This is a genomic window from Pantoea sp., assembly GCF_028283705.1.
In the GTDB taxonomy this organism is placed as follows: Bacteria; Pseudomonadota; Gammaproteobacteria; order Enterobacterales; family Enterobacteriaceae; genus Pantoea.
On the sequence record NZ_JAPWKD010000032.1, the window covers coordinates 37,954 to 55,281 of the forward strand.

22 protein-coding genes, 1 other RNA gene and 1 other annotated feature are annotated in these 17,328 nt (G+C 54.8%); of the genes, 12 read left to right on the forward strand and 11 right to left on the reverse strand.

Features of this window, described 5'->3' with window-relative positions; all coding sequences use genetic code 11:
* Positions 1–48: 48 nt before the first annotated feature.
* From recR to PW844_RS23165, 5 genes are all read right to left on the reverse strand, one after another.
* Positions 49–654 carry a recombination mediator RecR gene (gene recR, locus PW844_RS23145; RefSeq protein WP_084873223.1) on the reverse strand — a complete coding sequence of 202 codons (606 nt, stop codon included), beginning with the start codon at positions 652–654 and terminating at the stop codon, positions 49–51.
* On the reverse strand, positions 654–983 hold the full coding sequence (locus PW844_RS23150; RefSeq protein ID WP_021182290.1) for a YbaB/EbfC family nucleoid-associated protein: 330 nt from the start codon (positions 981–983) through the stop codon (positions 654–656). The genes recR and PW844_RS23150 overlap by 1 nt, the downstream gene beginning before the upstream one ends.
* A gap of 53 nt (positions 984–1,036) precedes the next feature.
* Positions 1,037–3,001, reverse strand: coding sequence for a DNA polymerase III subunit gamma/tau (dnaX, locus tag PW844_RS23155; protein ID WP_299456822.1), 1,965 nt, complete (start codon positions 2,999–3,001; stop codon positions 1,037–1,039).
* Positions 1,634–1,695: a sequence feature (DnaX frameshifting element), on the reverse strand. (Overlaps the previous gene by 62 nt.)
* Before the next feature lie 194 nt (positions 3,002–3,195).
* On the reverse strand, positions 3,196–3,747 hold the full coding sequence (gene apt, locus PW844_RS23160; protein ID WP_299456824.1) for an adenine phosphoribosyltransferase: 552 nt from the start codon (positions 3,745–3,747) through the stop codon (positions 3,196–3,198).
* Between the two features lie 146 nt (positions 3,748–3,893).
* Positions 3,894–4,280: a DUF454 family protein gene (locus PW844_RS23165; RefSeq protein ID WP_084873217.1), complete on the reverse strand. Its 387-nt coding sequence runs from the start codon at positions 4,278–4,280 to the stop codon at positions 3,894–3,896.
* Between the two features lie 57 nt (positions 4,281–4,337).
* Here PW844_RS23165 and priC point away from each other — a divergent pair, with 57 nt between their 5' ends.
* Genes priC through rsmS form a run of 3 tightly spaced genes read left to right on the forward strand, consistent with a single transcriptional unit; the run spans position 4,338 to position 5,320 of the window.
* Positions 4,338–4,850 carry a primosomal replication protein gene (gene priC, locus PW844_RS23170; RefSeq protein WP_299456828.1) on the forward strand — a complete coding sequence of 171 codons (513 nt, stop codon included), beginning with the start codon at positions 4,338–4,340 and terminating at the stop codon, positions 4,848–4,850.
* Positions 4,851–4,901: 51 nt separating this feature from the next.
* Entirely contained in the window at positions 4,902–5,147 is a 246-nt protein-coding gene (locus PW844_RS23175) for a hypothetical protein (protein ID WP_299456830.1), read from the forward strand.
* Between the two features lie 8 nt (positions 5,148–5,155).
* Positions 5,156–5,320: a pleiotropic regulatory protein RsmS gene (rsmS, locus tag PW844_RS23180; protein ID WP_299456832.1), complete on the forward strand. Its 165-nt coding sequence runs from the start codon at positions 5,156–5,158 to the stop codon at positions 5,318–5,320.
* Here the strand turns inward: rsmS and acrR are convergent.
* The gene (gene acrR, locus PW844_RS23185; RefSeq protein WP_299456834.1) at positions 5,317–5,955 is read right to left on the reverse strand and encodes a multidrug efflux transporter transcriptional repressor AcrR; all 639 of its coding nucleotides are present in this window, start codon (positions 5,953–5,955) and stop codon (positions 5,317–5,319) included. The two genes, rsmS and acrR, sit on opposite strands and share 4 nt — an antisense overlap.
* A gap of 142 nt (positions 5,956–6,097) precedes the next feature.
* Here acrR and PW844_RS23190 point away from each other — a divergent pair, with 142 nt between their 5' ends.
* The 4 genes from PW844_RS23190 to ykgO all read left to right on the forward strand — a co-directional run bounded on the left by PW844_RS23190 (position 6,098) and on the right by ykgO (position 11,016).
* Positions 6,098–7,294, forward strand: coding sequence for an efflux RND transporter periplasmic adaptor subunit (locus PW844_RS23190; protein ID WP_084873206.1), 1,197 nt, complete (start codon positions 6,098–6,100; stop codon positions 7,292–7,294).
* Positions 7,295–7,311: 17 nt separating this feature from the next.
* Positions 7,312–10,455 carry an efflux RND transporter permease subunit gene (locus tag PW844_RS23195; RefSeq protein ID WP_299456841.1) on the forward strand — a complete coding sequence of 1,048 codons (3,144 nt, stop codon included), beginning with the start codon at positions 7,312–7,314 and terminating at the stop codon, positions 10,453–10,455.
* 148 nt (positions 10,456–10,603) lie between these two features.
* Positions 10,604–10,864, forward strand: coding sequence for a type B 50S ribosomal protein L31 (locus tag PW844_RS23200; RefSeq protein ID WP_084873200.1), 261 nt, complete (start codon positions 10,604–10,606; stop codon positions 10,862–10,864).
* An 11-nt stretch (positions 10,865–10,875) separates the two neighbouring features.
* A complete protein-coding gene (gene ykgO, locus PW844_RS23205) occupies positions 10,876–11,016 on the forward strand; it encodes a type B 50S ribosomal protein L36 (protein WP_008103894.1) in 141 nt (46 codons plus the stop codon).
* Positions 11,017–11,060: 44 nt separating this feature from the next.
* Here the strand turns inward: ykgO and PW844_RS23210 are convergent, their stop codons facing one another.
* From PW844_RS23210 to PW844_RS23220, 3 genes are read right to left on the reverse strand one after another with little or no spacing between them, the layout of a single operon-like run.
* Complete coding sequence (locus PW844_RS23210) at positions 11,061–11,939, reverse strand: metal ABC transporter substrate-binding protein (RefSeq protein WP_299456846.1); 879 nt, start codon at positions 11,937–11,939, stop codon at positions 11,061–11,063.
* A gap of 22 nt (positions 11,940–11,961) precedes the next feature.
* A complete protein-coding gene (locus PW844_RS23215; RefSeq protein ID WP_084873195.1) occupies positions 11,962–12,801 on the reverse strand; it encodes a metal ABC transporter permease in 840 nt (279 codons plus the stop codon).
* Complete coding sequence (locus PW844_RS23220) at positions 12,798–13,454, reverse strand: ABC transporter ATP-binding protein (RefSeq protein WP_299456851.1); 657 nt, start codon at positions 13,452–13,454, stop codon at positions 12,798–12,800. The genes PW844_RS23215 and PW844_RS23220 overlap by 4 nt, the downstream gene beginning before the upstream one ends.
* A 351-nt stretch (positions 13,455–13,805) precedes the next feature.
* Here PW844_RS23220 and PW844_RS23225 point away from each other — a divergent pair, with 351 nt between their 5' ends.
* The 3 genes from PW844_RS23225 to PW844_RS23235 all read left to right on the forward strand — a co-directional run bounded on the left by PW844_RS23225 (position 13,806) and on the right by PW844_RS23235 (position 14,926).
* The gene (locus PW844_RS23225; protein WP_299456853.1) at positions 13,806–14,159 is read left to right on the forward strand and encodes a hypothetical protein; all 354 of its coding nucleotides are present in this window, start codon (positions 13,806–13,808) and stop codon (positions 14,157–14,159) included.
* A 146-nt stretch (positions 14,160–14,305) separates the two neighbouring features.
* Positions 14,306–14,683: an Hha toxicity modulator TomB gene (gene tomB, locus PW844_RS23230; protein ID WP_021185827.1), complete on the forward strand. Its 378-nt coding sequence runs from the start codon at positions 14,306–14,308 to the stop codon at positions 14,681–14,683.
* A 24-nt stretch (positions 14,684–14,707) separates the two neighbouring features.
* Positions 14,708–14,926 carry an HHA domain-containing protein gene (locus PW844_RS23235; protein WP_013508151.1) on the forward strand — a complete coding sequence of 73 codons (219 nt, stop codon included), beginning with the start codon at positions 14,708–14,710 and terminating at the stop codon, positions 14,924–14,926.
* A gap of 135 nt (positions 14,927–15,061) precedes the next feature.
* Here the strand turns inward: PW844_RS23235 and ffs are convergent.
* An RNA gene (gene ffs, locus PW844_RS23240) (signal recognition particle sRNA small type) lies at positions 15,062–15,158 on the reverse strand.
* A gap of 178 nt (positions 15,159–15,336) precedes the next feature.
* On the opposite strand from ffs, the gene PW844_RS23245 reads away from it, so the two are divergent.
* Complete coding sequence (locus PW844_RS23245) at positions 15,337–15,651, forward strand: MGMT family protein (protein WP_299456858.1); 315 nt, start codon at positions 15,337–15,339, stop codon at positions 15,649–15,651.
* Between the two features lie 34 nt (positions 15,652–15,685).
* On the opposite strand, the gene PW844_RS23250 is transcribed toward PW844_RS23245, so the two are convergent.
* On the reverse strand, positions 15,686–16,243 hold the full coding sequence (locus PW844_RS23250) for a YbaY family lipoprotein (RefSeq protein WP_299456861.1): 558 nt from the start codon (positions 16,241–16,243) through the stop codon (positions 15,686–15,688).
* Between the two features lie 205 nt (positions 16,244–16,448).
* On the opposite strand from PW844_RS23250, the gene tesB reads away from it, so the two are divergent.
* Complete coding sequence (gene tesB, locus PW844_RS23255; RefSeq protein ID WP_299456863.1) at positions 16,449–17,312, forward strand: acyl-CoA thioesterase II; 864 nt, start codon at positions 16,449–16,451, stop codon at positions 17,310–17,312.
* The last annotated feature ends 16 nt before the right edge of the window (positions 17,313–17,328 follow it).

The window sequence follows — 17,328 nt, forward strand, 5'->3', positions numbered from 1 at the left end:
TGGTGCGGAGAATTTCAAGCCGGTGTCAGTGACGACACCAGCAAGTGTTCAGAATTTAATCTTATGACGTCCGGCTAACGAGTGCGACAGAGTGGTACCATCGACCATCTCCAGCTCGCCCCCCACCGGCACACCGTGCGCAATGCGGCTGGCATCAACGCCATACTGATTACACAGCTCGGCGATATAGTTTGCCGTCGCCTCCCCTTCTACCGTTGGATTGGTGGCGAGGATCACTTCCTGCAAACTTTCCTGCTCCAGACGCTGCTCAAGGCGATCCAGCCCGATATCGTGCGGACCAATGCCATCCAGCGGCGACAGATGCCCCATCAGCACAAAGTAGCGTCCGGCAAACTGGCCGGTTTGCTCAATGGCGTGGATATCCGCCGGACTCTCCACCACGCAAATCTGACCGTTTTGCTGACGGCGCGGATTGGCGCAGATGGTGCAGATTTCCTGCTCGGTGAAGGTGCGGCAATCGGCACAGTGGCCGATTTCCGACATGGCGCGGGTCAGTGCCTGCGCCAGACGCATGCCACCGCTGCGATCGCGCTGCAACAAATGAAACGCCATACGCTGCGCCGACTTCGGACCAACGCCCGGCAGGCAACGCAGCGACTCCATCAAAGATTCAAGCAGTGGACTGGTTTGCATCAGAACGGCATCTTGAAGCCTGGCGGCAGCTGCATACCGGCAGATACGGAAGCCATTTTCTCTTTCTGGGTTTCATCGATGCGGCGTGCTGCGTCGTTGAATGCCGCAGCGATCAGATCTTCCAGCATATCTTTGTCATCTTCCAGCAGGCTGGGATCGACTTCTACGCGACGGCAGTTATGCGCGCCGTTGATGGTGACTTTGACCAGGCCAGCACCTGATTCGCCGGTCACTTCCAGCGCGGCGATCTCTTCCTGAACTTTGGCCATTTTGTCCTGCATCTGCTGGGCCTGTTTCATTAGGTTGCCCAATCCGCCTTTTCCAAACATAGTTTTCTCTCTCTGCTGGGGCTGCGTCGCGCGCTCATCGCGCGGCAGCGTGTTCATACGGGTCGAATACTCTCTTCATCCAGGTCGGCATCAAAAAAACGACGCAACGTCTGAATGTGGGTATCGCTAATGATCGACTGACGCGCCTGCGCCAGTTTCTCTTCATAAATGGCCTGACGCCATTCCAGTGGCGTCATTACCGTGGAATTATCGTCTTCAACAATGGTCAGTTCAACTGTCTGACCGGCCGCCGTGCTGAGCGCTTCCGCTAACACCTGGCGCGCAGAACCTGAATTCAAATGACGCTGGCTGCTGCGCAAATGCAGGCAGACGCTGTTATCACCCTGCTCTTTCCACGCGTTCAGCGCCAGTTGCTGCACCAGCTTCGGCAGCGTCAGTGCTGCGATTTCAGCCGCCCAGGCATCGCGCTGCTGCGCTTCTTCCGCCAGACGCAGCGCCAGCTCAGGCGTTTTCTCATGCTCCAGTGCCGAACGCAAGGCTTTTGGCGTCGCAACCGGGGCAGCGATCACTTCCTCAGTCGGCGTTTGCGCCTTCCACCGATACGCTTCCGGCTTCGCCGCCGCTTTTACCGCCGGCTCGCTGCGTTGCTGTACTCGTTCCGTGACGTTAGCCAGACGTTCCAGCGCCGCATTAGCCGGCCGCGCGGAACGCGCTGCCGGCTCACTCTTTTTTGCTTTGCTGGCTCCCTGACGCAGCAGCTGGGTACGCGCCTGCAATAACTGGCTGGTCGCATCCGGCAGGTTTTCCGGCGCAGGGGGCATATCAGGATAATCGGCAGGAATCGGCGGCGCTTCAGTCTGTGGCGGTGCCATTTGTGGTTGAGCCGCCACAACCGGGGTCGGGACCGGGGTCTGATCCGGAACCGCCTGGGGGGTTAATACCGGGCGCGCCACCGGTTCGGCAATCGCCGCCTGCGGGTGGAACGCCAGCGCACGCAGCAAAGTCATCTCCACGCCCATGCGTCGATCCGGTGCCAGCGGCAAATCTTTACGCCCCATCAGCAGCGTCTGGTAATACAGCTGCACGTCCGCAGGTGGCAGCACGCGCGCCAGTTCACGCAGGCGCTGCGCCTGGCTGAACTCATCATCACTGAGGGAGCTGGGAAGTAACTGCACCATCGCAACACGATGCAGCAGGCGTAACATCTCCACCAGCAGCGCTTCCCATTCGACACCGCGTGACGCCGCCTGATTCAGCAGCGCCATCACCTGTTCGCCGTTACCGTCGCTTAGCGCTTCGATTAACGCCAGCGGCTGCTCATCATCCAGCGTACCGAGCATCTGCGCCACACTATCGCGTGTCACGCTGCCCTGCCCCATGGCAATCGCCTGGTCGGTCAGACTGAGGGCATCACGCATGCTCCCCTCGGCTGCACGCGCCAGCAGTTGCAGTGCTCGCGGTTCTGCGGCGATCTGCTCCTGTTGCAGAATATGCTCCAGCTGCTGACGAATCTGTTCCACATCCAGAGCTTTGAGATGGAACTGCAAACAGCGCGACAAAATGGTGACCGGCAGTTTTTGTGGATCGGTAGTTGCCAGCAGGAATTTAACGTGCGCCGGTGGCTCCTCCAGCGTTTTTAACAACGCGTTGAAGCTGTGGCGCGACAGCATGTGCACTTCATCAATCAGATAAACCTTGAAGCGTCCGCGCGCCGGTGCGTACTGCACGTTATCGAGCAGATCACGCGTGTCTTCGACTTTGGTTCGTGAGGCGGCATCGATCTCAATCAGATCGACAAAACGTCCCTGCTCAATTTCCCGGCAGTTATCACACACGCCGCAGGGCGTCGAGGTGATGCCAGTTTCGCAATTGAGGCCCTTGGCCAGCAAACGCGCAATCGAGGTTTTACCCACGCCACGGGTGCCGGAAAAGAGATAAGCATGATGGATTCGTCCCAGTGACAACCCGTTGGCCAGCGCAGTCAGCACATGTTCCTGACCGACTACGTCAGCAAAAGCCTGGGGACGCCATTTTCGCGCAAGTACCTGATAGCTCATGTGGATTCGATCACTGGATTTGGTTGAGTTGGCACAGCGGCACGGCTGAAGAACCGCAGTCCGCCGTATGTCAAAAGGGGAAAAATGCTGCTTTGCAAACCCTGTTTATTTTGGCAGTAGTCTAACAGCCACAACAGGATATGCCTATTACTTTGCGGAAGTCGCGCCCCGCGCGAAAGCGGAGCGCGCTGGCTTTAGTGGCCGGGGAAATTGACCAGGCTGAAGCAGTCGAGGCCCATCGCTTGCAGACGCGCTTCGCCACTCAGATCAAACAGATTAATAATGAAGGCGGCGTCTTTGACTTCACCGCCCGCGCGGCGAATCAGTTTCACGGTGGCTTCGATAGTGCCGCCGGTTGCCAGCAGATCATCCACCACCAGCACCACATCACCCGGCTGGATAGCATCCTGATGCAGCTCCAGCGTATCGGTGCCGTACTCCAGTTCATAGCTTTCGCTGTAAGTGGCACGCGGCAGTTTGCCCGGCTTACGTACTGGGACAAAACCCACACCCAAACCCAGTGCGACTGGCGCACCAAACAGGAAACCACGCGCTTCCGTCCCCACCACCTTGGTGATGCCTTTGTCACGATAACGCTCAACCAGGATGGCGATCGACGCGGCATACGCCTGCGGATCTTCCATCAAACTGGTGACGTCACGGAACAGAATGCCCGGCTTAGGGTAGTCAGGAATGCTTTTGATGCTGTTTTTGATGAGTTCAAGCTGCTGGGCAGTTGCGGTCATAGTGTTACGCCTGATGAAATCTCTATTTCGCGCAGCTCCCATAGCGCCATTACCCAGGGACCGGGTTAAGCGAAGTCAGTTCACAGAGGGAAGCCACGCACGAAGAGGCCCAAATCTAAGCAAATGGCCGCCTAAATGCAACCCTGTCAATCCGTTTCGCGTTCGTCTGTACTTTCTGCCACCACCGGAATGCGCCACATAAACAGCAGCAAAATGCACAACATCACGCCCAGCATGATACGCACCCACAGCAGGTGAACCAGCCAGATAGACACAGCAAAGGTAAGAATAATCAGCAACATGGCCCGTCCTTTTGCACCGGGCGGCATGGCACGATGCTGCTGCCAGTGCCGCAGGTAACGGCCAAAAGGTGAGCGCCATAGCAGCCAGTGATGAAAGCGCGGTGACGAACGGGCAAAACACCAGGCCGCCAGCAGCACGAATGGCGTTGTTGGTAATAAAGGTAATACAATCCCCAGCGTACCCAGCACGATCGCCAGCCAGCCAAGCGTCAGTAATAAAATGCGTTGCATGCCCGATGCCTGATAAAATCGATACCGCGCTACGTTAACACAGTCGGGAAAAGAGTGATGCCCCTACCGCAACCCCAGCAACGCCTGCTATCCACCCTCGATCTGCTGCGTCAGCAAATTGCTCAGCAGCCGGACGGCAGCTGCCGCCAGCCACGCTTTGACGCCCAGTTATTTCACTGCAAGGGAACGCGACTGGCCGATTATTTACGGGAGCTGGAACACAATATCGCGCAGCTCACCGCCGTGGATACCGATGTGGCACGTCGCCAGTGGCTGGCCGATAAGGTGTTGGATCAGATTGCCGCCCTGCAACGCGAGTGCCAGAGCCAGCAGCTGCGCGTGGCGCGTGAACGTCCGCGGGGTGATAGCAGACAGCAAAAACGCGAAGAGTATCGCGGCTATGAAACCCGTTTGCTGGCAATGATTGCCGAACGCGAGCAGCATCTGCAACGCGCCGAGACGCTGAGCATCCAACAGCAGTTGATTCGCGAAGTGGAGCAGCTAAAAGTTCGCCTCGGCCGCTGCCGTCAGGCGATACACAAGCTGGAACTGCAATTTTCCGCACGGTAAGCCCATCGCCCTTTCTTCTATACTCTTCTCTTCTGACAGAAGGAGTTACGCATGGCCTTTATCACCTGGATTCTGACAGGTATTGCTGTCGGCTGGATAAAACGGGTGATTTTTCCCGGACGGCCCGGCGGATTTTTCGTTACGCTGGTACTGACGGTGATCGGTGCACTGATCGGCGGTTATATCGCGAGTTATTTTAACGCCGGTGATATGGTGACCCTGAGCCTGGCCACCGCTGGCATGGCGCTGGCGGGTGCCTTGCTGATGTTGCTGGTGGTGGCAAAATTACGTATTTAGGAGCAAAGATGTCACTGGAAACTGCATCAGACGAGATCAAACTGGCGGTGGATTTAATTCAGCTGCTGGAAGAGAACCGCATCCCAACCGCCACGGTGCTGGCGGCGCTGGTGATTGTCCAGCGCGATTATGAACAGAAAAGCGCGGCAGAGAACGGCGCGAATAACGTTTAACGCAGCCCCGCCAGCGTGGGGCTGAAGCGCAGCATATCAAGCAATGCATCCACCAGACACGGTGCTTCTGCCGCCAGATCAAAGCTTTCCGGGTTGAATAACCAGCTTTCCATCAGGCCATTGATATTGGCGCGCATAATCAATGCCGCCTGCCGGGTATTGAGGCTGGCGGGTAACTGGCCCGCATCAATGCATAAACGCAGTACATCTTCTATTCTGTCGTAACATTCCAACAATAAGCTTTGCTGCATCTTCTGCAGGGTCGCCATTTCGCCCACAAATTCACATTTATGAAAAATGATCTCCATCAATGCGCGTCTTTGTGGATCCTTTGCAGTGGCGTCAAGGATATAGATCAACATGGAACGTACAACAGAGAGTGGATCGCCGGGGTATTTTGTTTGATACTCAAGTTCCACATCGTCAAGCCCAGCGTCACACTGTAGCCAGATTTCATGTAACAGATCGGCTTTATTCTTGAAATGCCAGTAGATGGCTCCCCGCGTGACGCCGGCAGCCGTTGCGATATCCGTCAGTGAAGTAGCAGCAACACCGTGTTCAGAGAAGTGTGCTAACGCGGCATCGAGAATTTGATTACGTGTTTCAAGCGCTTGCGCTTTGGTTTTTCGTGCCATAGAGGACTTTTTTTACAAACTGGCAAGTTTACATACATTTGTGAATGTATGTACCATAGCACGACCCGTGTTTTAACGCAGCAATGGGTTTATCGGTTTGTGATCCATTGATCATTTGATATCGGACATTCGAGGTTTATTTATGAATAAAAACAGAGGATTAGCCCCTCTGGCGGCCGTCCTGATGCTTTCAGGCAGCTTTGTGTTAACAGGATGTGATGATAATAAATCCCAACAAGCCGCCCAGCAGCAGCCCCCAGAAGTGGGTGTTGTGACGTTAAAAAACGAGCCACTGACCATCTCTACAGAACTGCCAGGTCGTACCTCGGCTTTCCGGGTCGCGGAAGTTCGTCCTCAGGTCTCGGGAATCATTCTGAAGCGTAATTTTGTCGAAGGCAGTGACGTGAAGGCCGGGGTTTCCTTGTACCAGATCGATCCGGCAACGTATCAGGCCACCTATGATAACGCCAAAGGCGCGCTGGCTGAGGCCCAGGCCAATGCCCGTATCGCCGATTTGACGGTAAAACGTTATAAACCGCTGCTGGGGACGAAGTACATCAGCCAGCAGGATTATGACACCGCCGTTGCTACCGCCGCACAGAATGCCGCTGCCGTTCAGGCCGCACAGGCAAATGTGGAAAGCGCGCGTATTAACCTCGCCTATACCAAAGTGACCTCACCTATCAGCGGTCGTATTGGTAAATCTTCCGTGACGGAAGGGGCATTGGTGTCCAATGCGCAAACCACCGCACTTGCCACCGTGCAGCAACTCGATCCGATGTATGTCGACGTGACCCAATCCAGTGAAGACTTCCTGCGTTTGCGCGCAGAGCTGGAATCCGGTCAGCTGAAGCAGAACGATGGCAAAGCCAATGTCGCCCTGCTGATGCAAAACGGCAGCACCTACGCGCAAACCGGCACCCTGGAATTCTCTGATGTGACAGTTGATGAAACCACTGGCTCTATCACTCTGCGTGCCGTCTTCCCGAACCCGGACCATCGCCTGCTGCCAGGTATGTTTGTCCGTGCGCGTCTGGATGAAGGGACTAACCCGTCAGCACTGCTGGTTCCTCAGCAGGCGGTAACGCGTACACCAACCGGTCAGGCCACAGCCATGGTGGTCGGTGCCGACAATAAAGTTGAAATGCGTAACCTGACAGCCAGCCAGGCCATTGGCGATAAGTGGCTGGTCACTGAAGGGCTGAAAGCGGGCGATCGCGTGATCACCGTCGGCCTGCAACGTGCCAAACCGGGTGCGCAGGTAACACCACAAGAAGTGTCAGACGATACCAAAGCAGCACCCGAATCTCAGGCGCAGTCTCAGAAATCGTCTTCATAAACAGGAGCCGTTAATACATGGCTAAGTTTTTTATCGATCGCCCCATTTTTGCGTGGGTAATCGCCATCATCATCATGCTGGCAGGTGCGCTATCGATTATCAGTCTGCCGATCGAGCAATACCCCAATGTTGCTCCGCCGGCGATTGAGATCCAGGCTACCTACCCCGGTGCTGATGCGAAAACGCTGCAGGATTCGGTGACCCAGGTCATCGAGCAAAATATGAATGGTATCGACGGGCTGATGTATATGTCCTCGAGCAGTGACTCGTCCGGTACCCTCACCCTGACCATTACCTTTCAGTCCGGGACCGATGCGGATATCGCGCAGGTTCAGGTACAGAATAAATTGCAGCTGGCAATGCCGCTGCTGCCACAGGAAGTACAGCAACAGGGGATTCAGGTTAAAAAATCCTCCAGCAGCTTCCTGATGGTGGCCGGTTTTGTCAGTGACGATCCGAACATGACGCAGAACGATATCTCGGACTACGTCGCCTCGAATATCAAAGATCCCATCAGCCGTACCCCGGGTGTTGGTGATACTCAGGTGTTTGGTGCGCAGTATGCAATGCGTATCTGGCTGGACCCGCACAAACTCAATAACTTCCAGCTGACTCCGGTGGATGTGATCAGCGCGCTTGGCACGCAGAACACCCAGGTGGCAGCCGGTCAGTTAGGTGGTACGCCACCGGTTCCGGGCCAGCAATTAAATGCTTCGATCATAGCGCAGACCCGTCTGACCTCGACCGAAGAGTTCGGCAATATCCTGCTGAAGGTGAACACCGACGGTTCCCAGGTGCGCCTGCGTGACGTCGCGAAGATCGAATTGGGTGGTGAAAACTACGACATCATCGCACGTTATAACGGCAAACCGGCCTCTGGTATCGGTATCAAGCTGGCAACCGGTGCTAACGCCCTGGACACCGCCGCTGCGGTAAAAGCCGAATTAGCGAAACTGCAACCTTTCTTCCCATCGGGAATGAAAGTGGTGTATCCATATGACACCACACCGTTCGTTAAAATCTCCATCTTCGAAGTGGTGAAAACCCTGTTCGAAGCGATCGTGCTGGTGTTCCTGGTGATGTATCTGTTCCTGCAGAACTTCCGTGCCACGCTGATCCCGACCATTGCCGTACCGGTGGTGCTGCTGGGGACTTTTGCAATCATTGCCGCTTGTGGCTACTCGATAAACACGCTCACCATGTTCGGGATGGTGCTTGCTATCGGCCTGTTGGTGGATGACGCCATCGTGGTGGTAGAGAACGTTGAGCGTGTGATGGCAGAAGAAGGTCTGCCGCCGAAAGAGGCCACCAAACGTTCGATGGAGCAGATTCAGGGCGCACTGGTCGGTATCGCGCTGGTGCTCTCGGCGGTATTTATCCCGATGGCCTTCTTCGGCGGATCGACCGGGGTTATCTATCGCCAGTTCTCCATCACCATCGTTTCCGCTATGGCGTTGTCGGTGCTGGTGGCGTTGATTCTGACGCCAGCACTGTGCTCTACCATGCTGAAACCGGTTGAGAAAGGCAGCCACGGCAAAACCACCGGCTTCTTTGGCTGGTTTAACCGTATGTTTGATAAGAGCACCCATCACTACGTTGATAGCGTCGGCCATATCGTGCGCAGTACCGGCCGTTATCTGGTGCTTTACCTGCTTATCGTGATCGGCATGGCCTACCTGTTCCTGCGCTTACCCACCTCGTTCCTGCCGGAAGAGGACCAGGGGCTGCTGCTGGCCCAGGCCCAATTGCCGGCCGGTGCGACGCAGGAACGCACCCAGAAAGTATTGGATCAGGTGACGGATTACTTCCTGACCAAAGAGAAAGACAGTGTGAACTCGGTATTTACCGTTAACGGCTTCGGTTTTGCCGGACGTGGACAGAACACCGGTATCGCCTTCGTCAGCCTTAAGCCGTGGGATGAGCGTGGCAGCGCAGACCTGAAAGTGCCAGCGTTGGCAGGCCGTGCCATGCGTGCGCTCGGTGCCATCAAAGATGCGATGGTTATTCCGTTCAACCTGCCAGCGATTATCGAACTGGGTAACGCCACCGGCTTTGACTTTGAGCTGATCGACCAGGGGAACCTGGGTCATGAAAAACTGACTGAAGCGCGTAACCAGTTGTTCGGCATGATTGCACAGCACCCGGATACCCTGGTGGGTGTGCGTCCTAACGGTCTGGAAGATACGCCACAGTTTAAACTGATTATCGATCAGGAAAAAGCCTCAGCACTGGGTGTGTCGCTGTCTGACATCAACACCTCACTGGGTGCCGCCTGGGGTGGTTCTTACGTCAACGACTTCATCGACCGTGGTCGTGTGAAGAAGGTGTACGTGATGGGCCAGGCGAATGCCCGTATGCTGCCGGATGACGTCAGCAAATGGTATGTGCGCAACAGCGCCGGTGAGATGGTGTCGTTCGGGGCCTTCTCCAGTGCGAAGTGGCAATATGGTTCGCCGCGTCTGGAGCGTTACAACGGTCTGCCATCGATGGAAATCCTCGGCCAGGCAGCACCAGGCAAAAGTTCGGGTGATGCGATGGACCTGATGGAGCAGCTGGCGTCGAAACTGCCTGCCGGTATCGGCTACGACTGGACGGGTATGTCCTACCAGGAACGTCTGTCCGGCAACCAGGCTCCGGCACTGTACGCTATCTCGCTGATCGTGGTGTTCCTGTGTCTGGCAGCCTTGTATGAGAGCTGGTCGATTCCGTTCTCCGTTATGCTGGTGGTGCCGCTCGGCGTCGTCGGTGCCCTGCTGTTCACCACCGTGCGCGGCCTGAGCAACGACGTCTACTTCGTGGTAGGCCTGCTGACCACCATAGGTCTGTCGGCGAAGAACGCCATCCTGATCGTTGAGTTCGCCAAAGATCTGATGGAGAAAGAAGGTAAAGGGTTGGTGGAATCAACACTGGAGGCATCCCGTATGCGTCTGCGTCCAATTCTGATGACCTCACTGGCCTTCATCCTTGGCGTACTGCCGCTGGCAATCAGTACCGGTGCCGGTTCGGGTGCACAGAACGCAGTAGGTACTGGCGTAATGGGCGGGATGGTAACCGCTACTGCGCTGGCAATCTTCTTCGTACCGGTGTTCTTCGTCGTGGTACGCCGTCGTTTCAGCAAGAATAAGAGCGAGCTGGAACAGGGCCATCCTGTCAACCACTAAGATTGACTCTTCCTTAAAAGGCCGCTGATGCGGCCTTTTTTATGCCCCCTGCCCCCGCCACAAAATCCCTGCATCCTCTGCGGTTGCATTGTTACGCGCTCAGGTTCATACTATTGTTATATTATAACATTACATAAGGCGAGAAATTATGAAACCTGATATCCATCCTCATTACCGTCCGGTGGTGTTCCACGACACCACGGCGAACGAATATTTCAAAGTGGGTTCCACCATCAAAACCGAACGCACCATCGAGTTCGAAGGTGAAGTGCTGCCCTACGTCACGCTTGATGTCTCTTCGAAATCGCATGTGTATTACACCGGTAAGCAGAAAGACTTTGCCAAAGAAGGCAGCGCTGCACGCTTCAACCAGCGTTTTGGCCGTTTCCTGGGCCGCAGTAAGGCATAACGGAGAATATCATGCAGGTATTGAGTTCATTGCGGTCAGCGAAGACCCGTCACAAAGATTGCAAAGTCGTGCGTCGTAAAGGTCGTATCTATGTGATCTGCAAAACCAATCCGCGCTTTAAAGCGGTACAGGGAAGGAAGAAGAAACGTTAGGATGTGTCGTGATAATTGGCCGGGTTAATCCCCGGCCTTTTTTATTACTTCATACTTTTCAGCATGACATTGACGTTATGTTTGAACGCCGCTTCATAGCTGGCAGCCGGACCATTGGCTTCCGACAGGGCTTCCGGATACAGCTCGCCCCCCGGTTTCGCGCCCGTCGCGCTGGCAATCTGTTTCACCAAACGTGGGTCAGTCTGGTTCTCCATAAAGTAAGTAGTGATGTGCTCAGACTTGAGCTGTTTGATGATCGATGCCACATCACTCGCACTGGCTTCCGCTTCAGTGGAGAAGCCCACCGGTGCCAGGAAGGACACGCCATAGCGCTGACCAAAATAACCAAATGCATCATGGCTGGTCAGCACCTTACGTTTGCTCTGCGGCACGGCAGCAAACGACGTTTTCGCCCAGCTATCCAGTTTTTGTAATTGCTGGATATAGTTCTCACCCTGCTTGCGAATCGCTGCGGCATCTTCCGGATCCGCCTTGATCAAAGCATTCATGACGTTGGTGGCATAAATCACGCCGTTTGCCATGCTGTTCCACGCATGCGGATCGGTGATGGTTTTACCATCATCCACCATCTCACGCGTATTGATGCCTTGTGAAGCCACCACCAGCGAACCTTTATAGCCCGATGCGCTGACCAGACGATCCATCCAGCCTTCCAGGCCCAGACCGCTGACAAACACCACATCCGCCTGCGCCAGTGCCTGGCTGTCCTGCGGCGTCGGTTCGAAGGTGTGTGGGTCACCATTCGGCCCTACCAACGATTTCACGTTGACGTGATCGCCACCAACCTGTTTAACGATGTCCGCCAGCACGGTAAAACTCGCCACCGCATCCACTGTTTTCGCCAGCGCCAGCGGGCTGATCAACATGGCACCCAACGCCAGGCTAATCGGTAACTTCTTCATACATATCCCCTTATTGGTTTCGTTATCGGCGGCGCAGTAAACCGCCACATGGTCCTGTCAAAATAGAAAGCAGAAAGAGTCCGGCGGCACTCAGCACCACTGCGGGTCCGGCTGGCAGCGAGTAGTGCCACGATAAAATCAGGCCGATCAGCGCGGCAATGACTGCCAGCAACATGGCAATCGCCAGCATGCAGGCGAGATGACGGCTCCAGAAACGGGCGCTGGCGGCAGGCAGCATCATTAATCCCACGGACATCAGTGTGCCCAGCACCTGGAATCCCGCCACCAGGTTGAGTACCACCAGGGTGAGAAAAATGCCGTGTACCAGCGGCGCACTCCATTTGCCCTGCGCGCGCAGGAAATCGGGGTCAAAAGCATCGATGACTAATGGGCGATAGATAAGAGCCAGCATCAGCAGGGTGAACGCGGCGATGCCCCCCACCAGCATGATGGCGGCGTTATCCACTGCCAGCAGCGATCCAAACAGCACATGCAGCAGATCGACACTGGAACCACGCAGGGAAACCAGGGTGACACCAAGCGCCAGAGAGCCAAGATAGAAACCGGCAAAGCTGGCGTCTTCTTTCAACGGGGTATAGCGACTGACCGCGCCGGAGAGCAACGCCACCGCCAGACCAGCGATCAAACCGCCGATCCCCATCGCCACCAGCGATAGCCCGGAAATGAGATAACCGATAGCCGCACCTGGCAGCACTGCGTGAGAAAGCGCGTCACCGATCAGGCTCATACGGCGCAGCGACAGGAAAACGCCCAGCGGCGTTGCACTGAGCGCCAGCGCAACACAGGCCACCAACGCGCGGCGCATAAAGCCGAACTCAATAAAAGGTTGCAGCAGGGTCACGATGCCACCCTCCGCAGCAATGGCGCATGGGCGGATTCGGGTTCATCCAGCGACAGCACATCCTGAAAATAACGAGCCACCAGCGGGCGATCGTGCAGCACCACCAGTAACGTGGTGCCCGACTGCTGCTGCTGTTCGAGGATTGACATCAGCAAGGTCACCGTCTGGCTGTCGATACCATTAAAAGGTTCATCCAGCAGCCACAGCTTGCTGCGTTGCAGCATCAGGCGCGCAAACAGTACCCGCTGTAACTGGCCGCCGGACAATGTGGCAGGCTGGGCATCGGCAAAATCTCGCATCTGTACTGCATCCAGCGCCGCATCAATTTCTTTGCGTAAAGCACGGTTAATCGCACCGAACCAACCACAACGCGGCCAGCATCCCATCGCCACCAGCTCATAAGCGGTGATCGGAAAACGCGTCTCCAGCTCGGTGCGTTGTGGCAGCCAGCCGAGTTCTTTACGGGAAACCGCAAGATCGCAACGTCCTGCAATCGGGGTCAGCAAACCGGCGATAGTTTTCAGTAAGGTGGATTTGCCGCTGCCGTTTGCGCCAATCAGCGCCGTCATACTCCCTGCGGGCAACTCGCCATTAATTGTCGGCGTAACGGTTTGTCCCTGATAACCGGCTTGCAGATGGTGAAACCGCATCATTTCTGCATACCCCAGACAATCGCCATCCCCAGCAGCGCCACCAGCAACAGGGCGACCAGCAAGCGTCCGCCCAGAGACAGAAGTAATCCACTATGATTCATACGACACAACCAAAATGTTATAACATAACAAATACACTATCAGATTATGCCCCAGGCTGCCGCGCAGGAAAGTGTTTCAAAAGTTAACCAGCACCGCCGATCAAAGGGGTTACGGTGCGGTTTGCATCCTTTTCTTCCTCAACAGGTACTGGAATCCATCACAACAATAGCTATTTCTGCTTAAGGCATGCTTGCAATATCCGCATGAAACCCCAATGATATAAACATCCTCTTTTTTACCGGATTAACGATGCAGGCCATTATTCATTGTGATATTGCTGAAGGTGAGGATGACTGCACTAAGTTGCAGGCAATAATTCAGGGGAATATTCTCAAAATAGCGGAAGCACTTGCGGGTGATTTGCAATGGTATTCACAAAATGCGCGATTAGTTCCCGAGAGTTTTCGCATTATATCCATTACGCCCGGTCCTAATAATCGATTTAAAATGCTTTACGATTTCATGTGGAATTTATTTAGTCCCTGTCAGGATTTAAATGAAACCTTTACACGCCAGGAAGATGTTCTGTTTCATATCGTCCCCGGTGCGCTGGTGTTTGAAGTGATCGACAATACACGCCCTTCTCCTGCCGATGAATTGTAATATTTGGTAATGGAGGTGAGCAAAACTAATGATTGTGGATTATCTTTAAGGAGTCGCTGAATTCATTTTATTCGTGATCGCTTCCAGGTAGCTTTTCCTAATCTCGCCGCGCTGCGGTAACTGTGCTAGCTATGGAGGGGAAAAAGATGGACGAATACTCACCGAAACGGCATGATATTGCCCAGCTTAAATTCCTGTGTGAGAACCTGTTTGACGAAAGTATGGCAACATTAACTGACAGTCATCATGGCTGGGTTAATGATCCAACTTCGGAAAGCAATTTACAGCTCAACGATTTGATTGAGCATATCGCGTCTTTCACGATGAATTACAAAATTAAGCATGTTGAAGATGAAGCACTGATAACGCAAATCGATGAATATCTTGACGATACCTTTATGTTGTTTAGCAGCTACGGAATCAATACTCAGGATCTTCAACGTTGGCAACGTTCAGCCCGACGCCTATTTAACCTGTTTGCCGAAGAGTGCGCTTTTCTACAGCAACCCAGCCATTCCTTTTAGCATCAGAGTGAGAACGACTTATTTATGAGCAACCAAGCCTTAACCAAAACCGATTATTTGATGCGACTGCGCCGCTGTCGCTCAATCGACACCCTTGAGCGGGTGATTGAGAAAAACAAGTATGAATTGTCCGATGACGAGTTAGCGGTATTCTATTCTGCTGCCGATCACCGCCTTGCAGAGCTGACGATGAATAAGCTCTACGATAAAGTGCCCGGTTCTGTCTGGAAGTTTGTCCGCTAAGTTTTCCCCTTCTCATCTACGGCCTGCCATAGCAACCGAATTTCAGGGATTGACCATGCCACTGGCAAAGGAGTGCCAGCATTGCGCTATTGGGTTGAATTATGGGGATTTTTTCGGAAGGCTGAATGGTGGAGGCCCTGCCAGCTACATCCCGGCACACGCGTCGCCTGCTGCGGCTGCTTCCTTCCGGACCTGACCGAGTTCACAAGTTAGCATTGCGGGAGAACCAACAGGGCCCCCATTGACAAGCCCTCATTACGAGAGCGCAGGCATTATCAGGTAAGCCCCTGGCAATTGCAAGCAAACCCCGGATGACCGTTGGTTTCTTGAACAGCCAAGCCACCGGATGCTGCTTCATTCACCACACTCATGCTAAAGTCTGGCCTTTACAATGACTCAGAGTTGCCTCAATGAGCGAGCACGATAGCTTTCCACAGCGCGTATGGCAGATTATCGCCGCCATCCCGCCAGGGAAAGTGATGACATATGGCGATGTCGCCCGCTTAGCAGGTTCGCCGCGTGCGGCACGTCAGGTGGGCGGCGTATTGAAACGCTTGCCGCCTGGTAGCCAGCTCCCCTGGCATCGCGTTCTTAACCGTCATGGTCGTATTTCACTCCAGGGTGATGATTTGTTTCGTCAGCGTGACGCGCTGGAAGCCGAAGGCATTGAAGTCAGTGACGCCGGGGAAATCGAACTGGCGCGTTATCGCTGGGATCAGGATTGAATGAGCGGCTTTATCCTTAAAGCCGCTTTCGATGTTACATACTGGTTGGCGCAGGTACCGAAGAAGATGGCGTTATCTGCGTCGGTGAGGTCGATGGTACCGTAGTCGCGGCTCCCGGCTGCGTCGGCATCGCCATATTGGTGGTCGGTACCAACAGCAGTTCCGCCTTCGTGCCCCCCTGATTAATCACAGGTTTCACGGTATCGGTGATAAACGCCAGTCTGCCATCAATGGCAATCGCCGCGCTTAACAGAATACGGGCGTTCGGCTGGATGTCAGCCGGATTAAACGGCAGCACAAACTGGAACGGTGCCTGTTTGCCCTCGGTGCGTACCACATGCTGCGCCAGCACTCGGGATGGCGCATCGGATATCGAAGCATCCGACAGCGTTACCGTCAGGACTGCATCGGGTGGCAATGCAATGCGCTGGCGAATATAAATGGTCCCACTCACATTCGGCTGCGCAATGGTTGATTGCTGCCCTGCGACGCTTGCACCTAAGGTCGGTGTTGCTACCGGCTTGCTGTGGTCCGCGCACCCTGCAACCGCCACGGCCAGCGTCATACCGCTAATGATTTGCCAGAGTTTCATCGATGTCGTCTCCTTATGAACACTATGATTATCGGTGGTAAAAATAATGTGCAGCTTTTCAACCGCCGAATGTCATTAATTCTGGCACAAAAATCCGCGTTGCGCCTGAGACTGGTCTTAGATCGCTGAAACCACGGCAAAAAGATTGACGACAACTGGTCGGATCTTTCACACTTGCCCGACCGGTATCACTGAGGAATCCGTTATGAGCCAGGCCCTGCACAACCTGCTTAATTTGTTGAATCTGGAAAAACTGGAAGAGGGATTATTTCGCGGCCAGAGCGAAGACCTCGGCCTGCGACAGGTGTTTGGTGGCCAGGTGGTTGGTCAGGCCCTGTATGCGGCGAAACAGACAGTGCCGGAAGCACGTATCATCCATTCGTTTCACAGCTACTTCCTGCGCCCGGGCGATAGCCAGAAAGCCATCATCTATGATGTCGAAACCCTGCGTGATGGTAAGAGCTTTAGCGCGCGCCGCGTCAGTGCGGTGCAAAACGGACAACCTATCTTCTATATGACGGCCTCATTTCAGGCTCCGGAAAGCGGTTTTGAGCATCAAAATGTCATGCCGCAGGTGCCGCCGCCGGATAATCTACCATCGGAACAGGATCTGGCACATAAGCTGGCAGCACATCTGCCTGGCAAGCTGCGGGAAAAATTTCTTGCCGAACGGCCACTGGATATCCGGCCGGTACAAATCCACAACCCGCTAAAAGGGCGCGTCGATGAGCCGGTACGTCAGGTATGGGTTCGCGCCAACGGGCAGTTGCCGCAGGATCGCCGGATTCATCAATACCTGCTCGGCTATGCATCAGACCTCAATTTCCTGCCTGTCGCCCTTCAGCCGCACGGCAAAGGTTTTCTCGAGCCCGATATGCAGGTAGCGACTATCGACCACTCGATGTGGTTCCACCGCCCGTTTGATCTGTCGGAATGGCTGCTGTATAGCGTTGTCAGCACCTCGGCTTCGGGTGCGCGTGGCTTTGTGCGCGGAGAGTTCTTTACTCAGGATGGCCGGCTGGTGGCAACCACGGTGCAGGAAGGGGTAATGCGCCAGCGTGACGCATAAAAAAAGGGGCGATTTC